This window comes from Arthrobacter sp. H20 (assembly GCF_000520515.1).
Taxonomy (GTDB): Bacteria; Actinomycetota; Actinomycetes; order Actinomycetales; family Micrococcaceae; genus Arthrobacter_D.
The window spans coordinates 8,227-23,352 of record NZ_KI914730.1; the positions used below are offsets into that span (position 1 = coordinate 8,227).

11 protein-coding genes are annotated in these 15,126 nt (G+C 60.5%); 1 reads left to right on the top strand and 10 read right to left on the bottom strand.

Annotated elements, in window-relative coordinates; genetic code table 11:
* From Y703_RS22660 to Y703_RS0109595, 6 genes are all read right to left on the bottom strand, one after another.
* Positions 1-575, bottom strand: a 575-nt coding sequence (locus Y703_RS22660) for an ATP-binding cassette domain-containing protein (protein ID WP_216698890.1), incomplete at its 3' end; no start/stop codon positions are given.
* On the bottom strand, positions 572-1,555 hold the full coding sequence (locus Y703_RS0109575) for an ABC transporter permease (RefSeq protein WP_051427477.1): 984 nt from the start codon (positions 1,553-1,555) through the stop codon (positions 572-574). The genes Y703_RS22660 and Y703_RS0109575, both read right to left, overlap by 4 nt.
* Before the next feature lies 1 nt (position 1,556).
* Positions 1,557-2,483: an ABC transporter permease gene (locus tag Y703_RS0109580; protein ID WP_026552515.1), complete on the bottom strand. Its 927-nt coding sequence runs from the start codon at positions 2,481-2,483 to the stop codon at positions 1,557-1,559.
* 127 nt (positions 2,484-2,610) lie between these two features.
* Complete coding sequence (locus Y703_RS0109585) at positions 2,611-4,239, bottom strand: peptide ABC transporter substrate-binding protein (protein WP_026552516.1); 1,629 nt, start codon at positions 4,237-4,239, stop codon at positions 2,611-2,613.
* Between the two features lie 218 nt (positions 4,240-4,457).
* Positions 4,458-6,158, bottom strand: a complete 1,701-nt coding sequence (locus Y703_RS0109590; RefSeq protein WP_253907998.1) for a BCCT family transporter — start codon at positions 6,156-6,158, stop codon at positions 4,458-4,460.
* A gap of 273 nt (positions 6,159-6,431) precedes the next feature.
* Complete coding sequence (locus Y703_RS0109595) at positions 6,432-8,255, bottom strand: ABC transporter ATP-binding protein (RefSeq protein WP_026552518.1); 1,824 nt, start codon at positions 8,253-8,255, stop codon at positions 6,432-6,434.
* Between the two features lie 80 nt (positions 8,256-8,335).
* On the opposite strand from Y703_RS0109595, the gene Y703_RS0109600 reads away from it, so the two are divergent.
* Positions 8,336-8,965: a PH domain-containing protein gene (locus Y703_RS0109600; RefSeq protein WP_026552519.1), complete on the top strand. Its 630-nt coding sequence runs from the start codon at positions 8,336-8,338 to the stop codon at positions 8,963-8,965.
* A 58-nt stretch (positions 8,966-9,023) separates the two neighbouring features.
* Here the strand turns inward: Y703_RS0109600 and Y703_RS0109605 are convergent, their stop codons facing one another.
* From Y703_RS0109605 to Y703_RS0109620, 4 genes are all read right to left on the bottom strand, one after another.
* A complete protein-coding gene (locus Y703_RS0109605) occupies positions 9,024-10,073 on the bottom strand; it encodes an ABC transporter permease (RefSeq protein WP_026552520.1) in 1,050 nt (349 codons plus the stop codon).
* Positions 10,070-11,611, bottom strand: a complete 1,542-nt coding sequence (locus tag Y703_RS0109610; protein ID WP_026552521.1) for an ABC transporter permease — start codon at positions 11,609-11,611, stop codon at positions 10,070-10,072. The genes Y703_RS0109605 and Y703_RS0109610 overlap by 4 nt, the downstream gene beginning before the upstream one ends.
* 214 nt (positions 11,612-11,825) lie before the next feature.
* Positions 11,826-13,598: an ABC transporter family substrate-binding protein gene (locus Y703_RS0109615; RefSeq protein ID WP_026552522.1), complete on the bottom strand. Its 1,773-nt coding sequence runs from the start codon at positions 13,596-13,598 to the stop codon at positions 11,826-11,828.
* A gap of 267 nt (positions 13,599-13,865) precedes the next feature.
* Positions 13,866-15,122, bottom strand: coding sequence for an NAD(P)/FAD-dependent oxidoreductase (locus Y703_RS0109620; protein WP_026552523.1), 1,257 nt, complete (start codon positions 15,120-15,122; stop codon positions 13,866-13,868).
* Positions 15,123-15,126: the final 4 nt, after the last annotated feature.

Below are 15,126 nucleotides of genomic sequence, written 5' to 3' on the forward strand. Positions count from 1 at the left end.
GGCTCGTCAGCAATGAGCAGACGCGGCCGGCAGGACAGGCCGATAGCGATCAGTGCGCGTTGCCGCATCCCGCCCGAGAACTCGTGAGGGTACTGGTTGGCGCGCGAGTCGGCGTCGGGCAGGCCCGCCTCCGAGAGGACCTGCGCCACATCCTTCTTTCCGTAGGGCAGTCCGTTGGCCCGTAGCGTCTCTTTGACCTGGAACCCGATTTTCCAGACCGGGTTCAGGTTGGACATAGGGTCCTGCGGGACCATCCCGATAGACGAGCCACGGAGTGCAACGATCCGCTTCTCGTCGGCGTGGGTGATGTCCTCACCGTCGAACAGCACCTGACCGCCGGACACACGACCGTTCTCGGGCAGCAGCCCGATCGCCGCAAGCGCGGTGGTCGACTTACCTGACCCCGACTCGCCAACAATGGCAACCGTCTCGCCCGGCATAATGGTCAGCCGAGCGTTTTTGACCGCTTCCACCTCCCCCTGGGAGGTAGTGAAGGTAATCGCCAGATCCCGCAGTTCAAGCAGCGGCTCCACGGCCTCTGTTTCTGGTCTGATATTTTCTGGAGTCTGTGTCATCGCTTCCGGGCCTTTGGATCGAGTGCGTCCCGCAGCGCGTCACCCAACATAATGAAGCTGAGTACTGTCAGGGAGAGCGCGAGGGCTGGCCAGAACAACGGCATCGGGTTGGTCCGCACCGTCGGCTCTGCAGAGAAGATGTCATTGCCCCAGGACATCACGTCCGGTGGAAGCCCGATGCCCAGGAAGGACAGGGTGGATTCCGCGACGATGAAGGTGCCCAGGGAGATGGTGGTGATCACGATCACCGGGGCCAGCGCATTCGGGATCACGTGCTTCAGCAGTGCCGAGAAGCGTGAAACACCCAACGAGCGCGCGGCCGTCACAAAGTCAGCGTTCCTGACGGAAATCACTGACGCCCTGGTAATGCGCGCAATCTGGGGCCAGCCGAAGGTCACCAGGATGACCACCAGAGTCCAGACGCTGCGGTTCTCCCTGAAGAAAGGCAACTGAACCACGACGATGGCGCCAAGGATCAGAGGTAGGGCGAAGAAAATATCTCCCAGGCGCGCCAGGATCGCATCGATCCAGCCACCGTAGAAACCAGCGATAGCGCCAATTGTGCCGCCGATCAGGAGTACTCCGAGGGTGGCGAACATGCCGACCATCAGAGATGACTGGGTTCCGTAGACCACCCGGGACAGGACGTCACAGCCCTGCTGGGTGAAGCCTAGGGGGTGCCCTGGTGCTGGGCCAGCACCAGAGTTGATCAGCAGGCAGTTCTCATTGGGGGGTTCATTAGTGAAAATCCCTGGAAACAGAGCAACGAAAATGACCGCCAGGATGAGGATGCCACTCAGGATGAAGAGCGGTTGGCGTCGCAGGTTGCGCCATGCCTCACTCCATTGGCTGCGGGGGGCATCGTCAGTTGTTGCACTGTCGGTGGCGGCGACGGGGGTTTCCTCGGCGTCGGCCACGAAGTGCTCAGTAGGGTACGCGGGCCGCTTTGACGGAACTCCGCGCTTGGGTGTGTTTTCCATCTCAGGCATATCGAATCCTCGGGTCCAGCCACGCATACAACAGATCCACCACCAGATTGGCGATGACGAATATCAGGATAAGGACGGTGACGATCGCCACCACAACAGGGGCTTCTCCGTTGAGCACGGCACGGTACAGCGTGTTACCGACTCCGTTCACGTTGAAGATTCCCTCGGTGACAATGGCGCCGCCCATCAGGGTGCCGAGGTCTGCACCGAGAAAGGTGATGACGGGGATCATTGAGTTGCGCAGGATGTGCACAGTTACCACCCGACGCCGGGACAAGCCCTTGGCGGTGGCGGTACGGACGTAGTCGGCGTTCACGTTTTCAATGATGCTGGTCCGGGTCAGCCTCAGCACATATGCGAAGGAGACCAGACCAAGTACGACGGCGGGCAGGATCAGTTCGCTGAAGGGCGCCGCCCCGCTCACTGTGGGACTGGCCCACCCCAGCTTGACACCAACCAGGAACTGCATCAGGAACCCGAGGACGAAGATGGGAACCGCTATGACAACCAGTGAAACAACCAGGACGGTCGAGTCGAAGATCTTGCCCTTGCGCAGGCCGGCAATCAGCCCGAACAGGATACCGAACACGGCTTCGAAAACGAGAGCCATGATGGCTAGCCGGGCGGTCGTGGGGAACACTTCGGCGATGATCGTCGAAATTTCCCGGCCAGCGAAGTTGACGCCAAGATCGAAGGTGAGAACACCCTTTAGGAAGAGGAAGTATTGCACCCAGAATGGCTGGTCAAGGTTGTACTGCTCGCGCAGTGCCGCCTCGACACCCGGGGTGCACCCTCGCTCGCCGCAAATAGCTGCGGTGGGGTCGCCGGGGAGGCTGAAGACCAGGAAGTAGACCAGCAGGGTTGCGCCGATAAAGACGGGAATCAGTTGAAGAACACGCCGAATGATGTACCAGGTCATCAGGCAACACCTCCGGCGGAAAGCGCCCCTAGGGAACGCGATGGACAATTATTCATCTGTTGAGGACCTTTGGATTTGGAGCAAACTGATGGGGCCCCCAAACGAGGGCCCCATCAGTTGTTCGGTGTTACTTGGTGGTGATGGCGTTGTAGAGGGGAACGCCATTCCAGCCGAATTCGACGTTGTCGACGTTCTGGCTCCAGCCGCCCTGGGCAACCTGGTACCACAGTGGAATGGAGGGGAGATCCTCGAGGAGCATTTCCTGGGCCTTGTTCATCGCTTCGTTTCCTGCTTCAACAGAATCAGCCGCGAGGCCCTCGGAGAGTGCGTTATCGAATTCCTCGTTGGCGTACACCGAGTCGTTGGATCCGGCGCCGGTAGCGTGGATGGGTCCAAGGAAGTTGTACAGGGACGGGTAATCGGCTTGCCAGCCCGTGCGGATGGCACCGGTCAGCGTCTTATCAGTGGCGTTGGTGCGCAACTCGGCGAAGGTGGAGAACGGCAGGCCGCTCACCTCAATGTCCAGGTTGTTCTTCAAACCGTTAACAACAGCCTCAACCCAGGTGCGGTGGTCGCCGGCGTCGGCGTTGTAGGCAATCGTCAGAGGCTCTGACTCGTCATAAGGCTCGATAGCCTCGGCCTCTTCCCACAGCTCAACAGCGCGCTCAGGGTTGAACTCGAGGTTCTCGCTGCCTGGCAGGCTGTCGTCGTAGCCCTCAAGTACCGGAGCGGTGAACTCCGTGGCGGGGGTGCGGCCGTTGTTGAAGATCACCGTGGTGATTTCTTCCCGGTCGATTGCCATGGAGATCGCCTGACGGCGCAGTTTGCCGTCCTCGCCGTCCCAGTTTTCGAGGTAGTAAGGGATGGAGATGGTCTGGTTACCCGCGTACGGGGATTCCAGCCACCGGTCGCCCAGGTCGTTCTTGAAGTTTTGGACGTCGCTGGTCGGCACAGTCTTCAGGACGTCAAGGTTGTCCGAGATCAAGTCCTGGTAAGCGGTGCTGCCATTCTGGTACATCTTAAAGGTGACGCCGGCGTTCTGAGCTGCCTGCGGTCCGTCATAATCCTCGTTTGGGACGAGTTCGATCTGCTGGTTGTGCTCCCAGGCGCCCTCGGCTGCGAATTTGTAGGGTCCGTTTCCGATCGGGTTCTCGCCGAATGCTTCGAAATCCTCAAAAGCAACCTCAGGTAGTGGGGAGAACGCGCTATAGCCAAGACGCAGCGGCCAGTCCGACTCAGGCTGGTTCAGTGCAACCGTGAACGTGAGCTCGTCAACGACCGTCAAACCTGACATTTCCTCGACGTCGGAACCCTCGGCGCTAACCTCGGCGTAGCCTTCGATGCTCTCGAAGAAGTAGCTTGCCAGCTGCGCATTCTTTGCCGCGGCCCCGTAGTTCCACGAGTCAACGAAGGACTGGGCTGTGACTGGCTCCCCGTTGGTGAAGGTCTTGCCCTCAGCCAGGGTGATCGTGTAATTCTGGGCATCCTCAGTTTCGATGGACTCAGCCATCTCGTTCTGGGACACACCCTCAGCGTCGTAGCTGACCAGACCGGAGAACAACAGATCCACGACGGCCCCGCCACCAACCTCATTGGTGCTGGTGGGGATCAGTGGGTTCTGTGGCTCCGTGCCGTCCACCACGATGGGACGATCGGTGCTCGATGCGGCGTCGTCGCCACTACCGCCACATGCGGTCAACGCCAGCGCAGCAGTCAAAGCAACGCCAACAACCTTGGAAATACGCGCTAAACGCATTCCGCCTCCTTGTGTAATTTGATAGACCGGAGCGAAGTTTCCGCCCGGGATAGAACCGGGATCATGGTGTACATGTCCTGGCTCACAGTCGACTAGCTTAGCTTCTCTAGTTGCCTGACCAAACCGAAGGGCAACACTACAGCGGCCCGCCCCCGGAGGGACGAGCCGCTGTTGTGTCTGCGCTGCCTTTAGTGCTGGGCAGTTATCCCGTTGAAGAGTTAGGACTTCTTCGAGGGGGACAGCTTCCACCGTCGTGTCGAACTGGTATCAGCTGCCCCTGAGGCTTCCTCGAGGTGGTAGTCCGCCAGCTGATCCTGGATCTGCTGATCCATCCGGCCGGACATGTGTTCGCTGACCTGGTCGGTGACCTGATCGGCGAGAGCATTGCGCGCCTGGCGCCGCTGGGCGCGCAGGAAATCCTGGTGCTCTTCGTGGAATGCCTTGGCCGTGGCAATACACATGAAGATCATCACCACGCTGAACGGCAACGCTGTGAGAATTGCGGCCGTCTGGATCGAGGCCAGTCCGTCATCACCCACCAGGAGCAGGGCGATCGCCACCGAAGCGGCTGCCACTGCCCAGAAGGCACGGATCCAGTTCTTCGGGTTGGAGTGCCCACCGGTTGAGATCATGCTCATGACCAGCGCCCCGGAGTCGGCCGAGGTGATGAAGAAGATAGCAATCAGGATGATTGCACCGATCAGCAGGATCGGACCACCGGGTAGCTCAGTGAGTAGCCCAAATAGTGCGTTGTTGGTATCCACTGCGCCGTCTTCGCCAACCAGTCCTCCGTCGCCGAAGAGCTCGCGGTAGAGGGCGGATCCGCCCAGCACCGAGAACCAGAGGAAGGTGAGCATGGTCGGAACCAGCAGTACTCCAGCCACAAATTCGCGCACGGTGCGGCCCTTGGAGATGCGGGCGATGAAGATGCCGACGAACGGGGCCCAGGAAATCCACCAGCCCCAGTAGAAGGTGGTCCAGGCTGACTGCCAGGCTTCGCCGTCGGCCCCGGCGAAGGCGAGGGTGTCGAAGGTCAGACCCACTACGTTCTGCAGGTAGTTGCCGAGTGACTGAACGAACTCACGGAGCAGGAACAGTGTTGGCCCGGTGAAAAGGATGAAGAGAAGGAGCATGCCGGCGAGGACCAGGTTGGTGTTGGACAACCACTTCATGCCCTTGCCGACACCTGAGATCACCGAGACCAGAGTGAGGGCAGTGATACACAGGATCAATCCGACCTGGGTGAATTTGGTTGCCTCCATGATGTTGGCGGTATCGAGACCTGCCGACATCTGAAGGACGCCGAGGCCCAGCGAGGTAGCGACGCCGAACAGCGTCCCAACCAGGGCGATGACATCGATAGCGTCACCCCACTTGCCCTTGACCTTGTCACCCAGAAGTGGTTCGAGGGTCCAGCGAATGGAGATGGGGCGCCCACGGCGGTGAACGGCATAGGCAATGGCAAGGCCCACCACCACGTAAATGCTCCAGGCGTGGAGTCCCCAGTGGAGGAAGGTCTGGGTCAGGGCCTGCTGGGCCAGCTCGATGCCGGTCCCCTCGGTCCCGGGCGGTGGCGCGGCGAAGTGATTGAGCGGCTCGGCTACACCCCAGAAGACCAAACCGATACCCATGCCGGCAGCGAAGAGGAGCGCGAACCAGGACATCAGGGAGAACTCGGGGCGATCCTCGTCTTTTCCAAGGCGGATATCACCGAAGCGGCTCAGGCCCACCCAGAGCGCGAACACCACGAACAACGCTACGATAGCCACGTAATACCAGCCGAATGCGCTGATCACGTTCGTCTGGACCGCACCAAAGACTTCGGCGGCCGTCGACGGGAAGACAAGGGCGAAGCCGACGAACACCACAATGATCGCAGCAGCGGGAATGAATACGGGTTTGGCCAGCTTCGAAGCCATGGCCGATTTTCCTTCAGCGGGTTGGCCGTCTGGCTTGCCAGGCGGACTGTCGGTTGCCGGATTTCCGGACCTGAGGGACATTCGGGTAACTCCTCATTAACATCGATTAAAAGTCAGAATGACTCTTGACATACCCCTGCACAGGCAGTAGGGCTCCTTCCTAGCGTACAGAAGTAGCGCCACTGATGCACAAGAGCCGCCTTAACCTAGCAACGACGGCGGCCCGCCCGGTAAGGGGCTGGCCGCCGTCGTTTGCCGGTGACGATACCGAATCTACTCCGCTGAGGCGAGCAGCTTCGCCCGCAGCTCGCGGCGCTCGCGCTGCTTCTCCGGGTTGGGCAGCGGGACCGCTGCAAGCAGTCGTTGGGTGTAGGGATCCTGTGGCCGACGGAGGATCTGGTCCCTGGTCCCCTGCTCCACAATCTTTCCCCGACGCATCACGCAGATCCGGTCGGACATGAGGTCGACTACGGCGAGGTCGTGGGTGACGAACAGGCAGGCGAACCCGAGTTCTTTCTGCAGGTTCTTCAGCAGTTCCAGCACTGTCGCCTGCACTGAGACGTCCAGCGCCGACGTCGGTTCGTCGGCTACCAGAAGTTTCGGCTTGAGGGACAGCGCACGGGCAATTCCGACCCGCTGTTTCTGGCCACCGGAGAGCTCGTGGGGGTACCGGTTTCGATAGGCGCGCGGCAGTTCCACCTGGTCAAGCAGGGTCTCGATCCGTTTCTGCAGGTCGGCGCCCTTCGCCACCTTGGCTAGGAACATCGGCTCGCCGATACTTTCGCCAAGAGGTAGGCGAGGGTTCAGCGAAGAAGACGGGTCCTGGAAGACCATCCCAACATTGCGCCGCAGTTCGAACAGCTCCTTGCGGGTGGCGTGGGAGATTTCCTTGCCGGTGACCGTAAGCGAGCCTGCCGCAACCGGCAGCAGGCCAACGGCCGCGCGACCAATGGTTGTCTTACCCGAACCCGACTCGCCCACCAGGCCCAGCACCTCACCCGGGTAGATGGCCAGATTGGCGCCTTCGACGGCCCGGAACGCTGGTACTCGTCCCTGTTTCGGGTACTCGATTGCCACATCGGTGAGCTGCAGCACCGCCGCTCCGCGCGAGGTGTCGGCTTCCCGTTCTCTCTCCTCCAGACGTGCCTCGTTCTCGCGTTCACGCCGCATCTGTTCGTCGTGGTCAACTCCGCGGAGCTCGGTCTGGGTGGCTGCTGCGAGGGCAGCGGTGATGTCGACGTCGTCGGTGCCGCCGCCTCCCTGACCCAGGTGTGGCACCGCTGCCAACAGTTTCCTGGTGTACTCGTGCTGGGGACTGTGGAAGATCTGCTCAGCAGTTCCCGCCTCCACAATTCTGCCCTTGCTCATCACCACAATGTGGTCGGCGAGGTCAGCGACAACTCCCATGTCGTGGGTGATCAGGACAATGGCGCTATTGAGCTTGTTCCGCAGGTTTCGCATCAGATCGAGAATTTCGGCCTGCACAGTTACATCGAGCGCCGTCGTCGGCTCGTCGGCAATCAACAGCTTCGGATCGCAGGAGAGTGACTGCGCGATCATGGCCCGCTGACGCTGTCCGCCGGAGAGCTGGTGCGGGTACGACTTGAAGGCTTTGTCAGGGTCTGGCAGCTCAACCATGTCCAGCAGCTTCAGGGCCCGCTCTTTTGCCTCTTCAGGGGAGATCTCGTTGTGCAGGCGGATGGTTTCGACAATCTGGAAGCCGATTGTGTAGACCGGGTTCATGGCGGTCATCGGTTCCTGGAAGATGACCGCCACATCGCGGCCGCGGACCTGACGCAGCTTGCTTCCGGTCAGTCCGAGGATCTCCCTGCCGTTAAGTTTGACGCTGCCGGTGGTGCGGCTGTTTTCCGGCAGCAACCCCAGCAGAGACATGGAGCTGGCGCTCTTGCCCGAGCCGGACTCGCCCACGATGGCAAGGACCTCGCCTGCCCTGACCTCGTAGTTCAGGTCGATGGCTGCTGGCACCCAGACCTTGTCGACCCCGTAGTCAACGCTGAGGTCCTTGACTTGAAGCACCGGAACGTCGCCCCGTGATGCCTTGCCCTTTTCCGAATTTTCGATGACACCGTCGGTCATGATTCTGCTTTCCTTCCGCCCGTGGCCCGCCACATTCTGGTGATTAGTGGACTGGCCCGGAATCCTGAAACTATATGGGTATGAGTAGCCCGAGTGATGTCGCCAGCCCAATCGTTTTCAAACCTCGGTTTGGCAAGTGGTTTGCTGCCCTGACCTGGGTGCTGGCCGGGATTGGCATTGTTCTGTCCGTGATCGGCGACGGCCCGGAGGGTCTGATTTCCGCCTGGCCGTTGCTTGCCCTGGCCTATTTCGGCTGGTTGCTGTTTTGGTACCCCTCGGTAGTGATCAACGACGACGCCGTCACCCTCAACAACCCACTCCGTTCCCTGTCGGTCCCGTGGGCCGCGTTGATTCATGTCGACACCAAATTCGCCCTCACACTCGTCACCGTTCACGGCAGCCACACCGCGTGGGCGGCACCAGCGCCCGGCGTCTGGGGAACGCACCGCGGTAAACCTGAGCACGTGCGGGGCCTCCCCGAATCCAGCTACGGTCCTGCCCAGTCCATCCGGCCGGGAGACCTGAAGAACACCGATTCCGGAGCGGCAGCGTTCCTGGTGCGCACCCACTGGGCCGCACTGGTCGAGGGCGGCACGCTCGACGTCGACGCTACCGAAACGACCGCGGTTGCGACGCGTTTCCATTGGATCGCCATCGGCTGCGCCGTTCTTCTGGTTGCAGCGAATGTCATCGCCTTCTCCGTGGTTTAGCCGGTGAGCACGGCGCAGCAGCGCCGCGCTCACCGGTTCAACCCTGTGTCTCGGCACTTTAGGCCTCGGGGCGGTTGGGGTCGGAGATGTCGCCGGAATGTACTGCCTTCTTGGCATTGAACTTCTTCTGCCGGGGGTCAAACGCGTCCCGGAGCCCGTCGCCGATGAAGTTGATCGACAGGCAGATCAGGATGATGAAGAGGCCCGGCCACCAGAACAGCCAGGGTCGGGTGTTGAACGCCTGCTGGTTGTCGCTGATCAGGCTTCCGAGGGAAATATCGGGAGCCCTGACGCCAAGCCCGAGGAAAGACAGGGCGGATTCCAGCAGGATCGCTGATGCCATCACCAGGGTGGTGTTCACGATGATCACTCCGACCGCGTTGGGCAGGATGTGCTTGAAGATGATCCGGGTATCGGATGCTCCGGCAATCCGGGCAGCATCAACGAATTCCCGCTCCCGGAGGGACAGAAACTCACCTCGCACGAGGCGCGCGAGGCCGGTCCAGATGATCAGGCCGACGAATATACCCAGGAGGATCACGCCTGCGCTACCGCCCATGATGGTCCGCAGGAATGTTCCGCTACCGGTGAGGTTATTGCCAACGCTGCCCAACACGGCCGCGAGGATGATCAGGGGAATCACGATGATGGTGTCGGTGAAGCGCATCAGCACTGCTTCAACCCAGCCTCTGAAGTACCCTGACACACCGCCGATGATGACCCCGAGAATGCCCCCGAGGATGCCGATGATGAACATGATGATGAGGGAGAGCTGAGTGCCGCGCATGGTCATGGCGAACAGGTCGCGGCCAACACGATCCTGGCCGAAAGGGTGATCGCCGAAATCGAACGGCAGGACCCAGGTGGGCGCACCATTGGAAGTGGCCAGCGGCAGCGTCTGGACATAATCCCACTTCCACCAGCCTGGAATGCCCGCGTAGCCAATGGAGGTGAACGCGGTGAGGACCACGAGGACGAAGACCACCATGCTCACTACTGCAGCCGTGTTCCCGAAGAACCGCTTACGGACAATCTGTCCCTGGCTGAGGCCTACGGCCCCGTCCTTGTCAGGAGTCTGCTTTCGCTTGTTTTCTGCTCTGGTGCTCATGCTTTTACCCTCACTCGTGGGTCAAGTACCGAGTAGGCGAGGTCAGCAACCAGGTTGAAGACCAGGGCCAGAATGCCGGTAATCAGGAAGACTCCCATGATGGGATTTGGATCGACACGCCCCAGCGCACCGATGAAGAGCTGGCCCATGCCGCTGAAGGCGAAGACCTGTTCGGTGATGATGGCACCGCCGATCAGGCCACCGATATCGAAGGCGACGAGCGTGGCCAACGGGATCAATGCGTTTCTGAAAGCGTGTCGCATCACTACTGTGCGCTCCCCCAGGCCTTTGGCCCGCGCTGTTCGAATGTAGTCCTGATTCATAATCTCGAGCATCGATGCCCGCGAGTAGCGGCTGTAGCCAGCCAACGAAACGAGCATCAAGGCGATTGTCGGCAGCAGGAGGTGGGTGAACGTGTCGATGCCCATGATCCAGAAGTCACCATCGAGGTTCGGGGTGGACGAGCCCAGGGTAGCAATGGGCCGGCCCCGGATCCTGTTGTTGTCTGAGTACAGTGGCCAGGACTGCATGAACCGGTCAAGCAGGATGGTGAACCCCATCAGGAACGCTGTTAGCCCCGCAGCATTCATGCTTTGCCGGCGGTCATAACCGCCCATGAAGTACCCAACAGCCACTCCAACCAGAACCGTTGCGACGGCCAGGAGGACGATCATCAATGGCGTGGCCAGATCAAGGAGCGGCTGAACAGCGAAGTAGGCTATCAGGCCAATGCCGACGGTGATCAGAGCCGAGTAGAGTGCCTTGCGGTTTTTCAGCCCGGCGGTCAGCAGTGTGACCCCGTAGGCAATACCAACACCAGCGATAGCGATCATCACTGGACCGAAGCCTGGCTCAAGAAACCAACCGGTGAGATCGAGGAAGAACAAGATGGCCGCAGCGAAGGCAAACCCGGCCGCCGCAGCGATGAGGCGCTTCTTGAGGGTTCCCCGCGCTACCAGATACCAGACGAAGGCAGAGAGCAGGCTGGTGATCAGGATTGCGGTGAGCGAGATGTTCGGGTCAGCGAGGAACGTATTGAAGCTAATGGCGCCATATTCCTTCAGCAGCACAGCTACCCAGAAGATAGGGAGCGAAAAGAAGAGGAACGCCATGAACGTCACGCCGTAGTCGAGCCCACTGTACTGGCGGAGGGCGGTGATGATGCCCAGTGAGATGCCGATCAGGATAGCGAGGACGGTAGCGGCCGTGACCAACAGGATGGTCTGACCCATGGCCCGGCCCAGCAGTTGGGTAACTTCAATACCCGCGATGCTGCTGCCCAGATCGCAACTGGCGGCAAACGGAATAAGGCAGCTGGCCGCCCCACCCAGCCACTCGAAGTAGCGGATAGGGGCTGGGACGTCGAGACTCAGAAGGTCCGTCCGTAGTTGGATGAGCGTGTCCCTGTTGGGTACGTTGCTCTCGCGCAGATCCGCCAATGGGTCGCCGGACACGGCGGTCAGCATATACACAATGAAGGATGCGCCCAGCAGGATGAGCACGGCGGCAACTAAGCGCCGGACGATGTAGGTCACCATAGTTTTTCAAACCTCAATGTTAAGGTTCCGGGGATCACCCGGCGTTGTGGCAAAAGTGTAATGCACCTAACAGTCACCCGATATTTGGGAGATCCCAATCGCTTCTTCAGGCAGGTGCTGCAAAAAACATGTTCAGGCGCTAGAAAGCGCTGGGGCCGTTAGGCCGGCCCCAGCGCTTTCGTGACTAGCGCACTAGATAGTGGGTGTGGCCGAGTTACTCAGCAACTGTCCATTCCCAGAAGTTCCACCAGATGCCCTCTTGGGTCGGGCTGAAGCCGACGCCTTCGATTGACTCACTGGCAGCGTTGATGCCGATCGACTGGAAGAGGGGCAGGCCATAGCCGGTTTCGAACAGACGAGTGTCGACGATGGTCTGCAGCTCCTGCTGCTGTGCTTCATCGGTGGTGACGATTAGCTCATCCATTGCGGTCTGAGCTTCCTCATCACAGAAGCCGTTGAAGTTTGATGCTGAACCACAGCCGTAAAGCTGGGGTACGCCAGTCACGCCAACACCAGTGCTGACCCAGCCGAAGATGACTGCATCATAGGTGCCGGTTCCGAGAGCCGCGCCCCACTCGTTGCCGGGGAGGCCGCCGTCAATAACCTGGAATCCAGCCTGCTCAGCACTCTCAGCGATCAGCGTGTAGGCATCAACGCGGTTGGGGTTGTCGACGCTGTACATGATGCGGACCTCTGGAGTCGCGCCGTCGAGCAGCTCGGTGGCTCCTTCGATGTCAACCTCGTTGTACTCAGCCGAACCGTTCTCGGGAACTGCAGCTTCGTAACCGGGGGTTCCGACGTCAAAGATGTTCGAGTCACGGTGGTCAGCCTCTGGGTCCAGCTGAGCGATGGTCGATTCGACTATCGCATCACGCGGGATCGTCTTCATGAATGCCTTGCGGACGTTCTCATCCTCGAAGACACCGCTGTAGTTAAGGTCGAGGTGGTCGAAGGAGAGTTCGTCACCTTCGAAGATGTTGACGCCATCGATAGCTTCAAGGGAGGCCAGCGTGTCGGCCGATGCCTGTGGCTGAATGACGTCGACGTCGCCGTTCTGCAGGCCCTGGACCTGGGCGGTCGCGTCACCAATGTAGCGGATGGTGATTTCGTCCAGCTGGGTCTCGGGGCCCCAGTTGTAGTCCTCATTCTTGACCAACGTCATCGACTGGTCAGGAACCATTGCGTCAACGATGTACGGGCCGCTGGACAGGTACATGGCGGGATCGTCGGGGAGGGTGGTGGTATCGAACGAGGTGTTCCAGATATCAGCAACGGGCTGGAGGTCAGGCCGTTCCTGAGGGTCTTCCGGGTCACCTTCGGGGGTGTTCTGGATGAGTTCGATCAGTGCAGCTTCGTCAGCCAACCCGGCCTGGGTAGCCACCACGTGGGCTGGGGTGTCGATCACGCCGTAGGCGATTTCCCAGTCAGCGTAAGGCTCGGTGTATTCGATGGTGATGGAGCGTCCGTCTTCCCCCAGCTCGGGGAGCAGTGACAGATCCAGGCCAGCGGTGCTTGCTGCTGCGAAGTAGGTGGTTCCGGTCTCTGCTTCTGCGTCTGCATCGTCAAAGTATCCTGAGCTGACGGCCCAAGAGAACAGGAGGTCTCCGCCATCGATGGGCTCGCCGTCGGACCAGGCAACACCCTCGTTCACTGTGTAGGTGACAGTCAGCGGATCCTCAGAAACGACCTCATAGGAGCCGAATTCTTCCCTTGGAACAACTTCAAGCTGGTCGTTGATGTAATTGAACCCCGACTTGGTCAGGTAGCTGACCTTGCCGTTGATGTCCACGTTGCCTGTTGCGCTGTCCGAGTTAAACGAGGTGAACGGGTTCACCTCGGCGACACTAACGACTCCTCCGCTGGAGGCGCCGGTGTCGCCGCTCGCTTCTGGGTCAGAATTGCCGTCGCCACTGTCAGCGCAGGCGCTGAGTGCAAGTGCAGCAATTGCCGCGACTCCCACAGCTTTGGAAGTACGTCCGAAACGCATTCCGCCTCCTATTTCATGTTCTGGAAAGTGCCCCATGTCGTTTTACAAAGGACCGACACGCACTCTCTGATGAGAGTGGCGTGCCTCACATGACTAGAAGCCTAAGTGTTAAATGTTGCGCTCAGGCGTCCTAGACCTCATCCCAACCGGGTTGTTACCGAGATGCAACCAAATTATTCCCAGTGTTCACCCAGCCATTTCCCAGCGGACCGTGAATGCCCTCCAGAAGTGGCCGATTGTGCACTCTTCCGGGCCTGGCCAGCGCGCTCAAGGGGTGAGGAAATCCATCACAACCCGAGCTGCGCGGTCGCCGGAGATGATTGCGCCATCGATAGAGCCCGTGCCCCGGTGGTCTCCGGTCACGAGTATCCTGCTGCCCGGCCACTTGGGGTGGCGATTCTTGAGCGGCGGTGGCTGGGCTGGAAGCGCATGGGGCACGACGTGGTGGAACAGCACCTCCCAATCCTGGGTGGGGGCTTGATAGAGACGTTCAAGGTCGCGGCGCACCTCGCCTTCTGAAGCGAAGCCGTCGGGTTGGTCCAGCAGAGTTGTCGCCTGGACAAGATGCTGTCCCGTCGGCGCGTAGGAGGGCGCAGCCTCGGAGACCACGGCAGTGTGCCAAATCGGCCCTGCGGGTCCTCCTCCTGGCCGGCTGGCATCGACCATCAGGAACGGGCCTGCCTGTGGGCGTTCCGGGGCTCGGAACCACCAGGTGGTCAGCCCGCGGGTGACAGGTGTGGACAGGTTAGTGAGTCCAGAAACATCCTGAGACCCCACAGCAACCACGGCCGCCCGCGCCTGGATCGTACCGTTGTCTGTCGCCACCTGGACGCCGTCTGAGGTCTCTTGGAGATCGCGCGCCGCGGTAAGCAGCCGCACAGGTTCGGCGAGCGTGGCCGCCATCTGTTCCGGGAGCGCCTGCATTCCGTCGTGCGGGAGCCCAGGCGCGGCGAGGGCAAAGAAGCGCAGCAGAAGTCTCGCGTAATTCGCGGAGCCGTCTCCGGAACTGTCGGCAAGAACCCCAGAAAGGAAAGTATCGAGCACGTCGTGACGCAGCCGACCGGTGAGCCCTGCCGCGTCGAACGACGCGCGGAGCGTTTGATCCCTTGCTTGGCGGAGGGCCGTCGACGGGCGCAGCAGAGTCGGTGCCAACCACCGAGCGAGAGCCACCAGTTCAGACATGGAGGTGAGCTCGCTGCGCAGAGTCCCAAGCGCGTAGTGCGGATAGCGGATGGGGTGAGCAAGCGTAGTAGTGTCCTGTCCTGAGCGGACCACTACACCGAAACCGAACGTCTGCAGTTCGAGAGCTGATGTGTCGATCCATTGGCGCACAGACGGGTACGCCGGGTTCAACAACTGAAAACCTCGGTCACACAGGAATCCATCGACATGGTCCGTCCGAACACGGCCGCCAACGGCATCCTCAGCGTCAAGAACAATGACGCTGTGGCCGCTGCGCTGAGCGCGGCGTGCGCATTGCAGGCCTGCGAGTCCCGCTCCGATAACGATCATGTCGGCGTCCATGTAG

Coding starts and splice junctions, on each gene's coding strand:
- Y703_RS0109575 (WP_051427477.1), bottom strand. CDS start 1,555: ATGGAAAACACACCCAAGCGCGGAGTTCCGTCAAAGCGGCCCGCGTAC.
- Y703_RS0109580 (WP_026552515.1), bottom strand. CDS start 2,483: ATGACCTGGTACATCATTCGGCGTGTTCTTCAACTGATTCCCGTCTTT.
- Y703_RS0109585 (WP_026552516.1), bottom strand. CDS start 4,239: ATGCGTTTAGCGCGTATTTCCAAGGTTGTTGGCGTTGCTTTGACTGCT.
- Y703_RS0109590 (WP_253907998.1), bottom strand. CDS start 6,158: ATGGCTTCGAAGCTGGCCAAACCCGTATTCATTCCCGCTGCTGCGATC.
- Y703_RS0109595 (WP_026552518.1), bottom strand. CDS start 8,255: ATGACCGACGGTGTCATCGAAAATTCGGAAAAGGGCAAGGCATCACGG.
- Y703_RS0109600 (WP_026552519.1), top strand. CDS start 8,336: ATGAGTAGCCCGAGTGATGTCGCCAGCCCAATCGTTTTCAAACCTCGG.
- Y703_RS0109605 (WP_026552520.1), bottom strand. CDS start 10,073: ATGAGCACCAGAGCAGAAAACAAGCGAAAGCAGACTCCTGACAAGGAC.
- Y703_RS0109610 (WP_026552521.1), bottom strand. CDS start 11,611: ATGGTGACCTACATCGTCCGGCGCTTAGTTGCCGCCGTGCTCATCCTG.
- Y703_RS0109615 (WP_026552522.1), bottom strand. CDS start 13,598: ATGCGTTTCGGACGTACTTCCAAAGCTGTGGGAGTCGCGGCAATTGCT.
- Y703_RS0109620 (WP_026552523.1), bottom strand. CDS start 15,122: ATGGACGCCGACATGATCGTTATCGGAGCGGGACTCGCAGGCCTGCAA.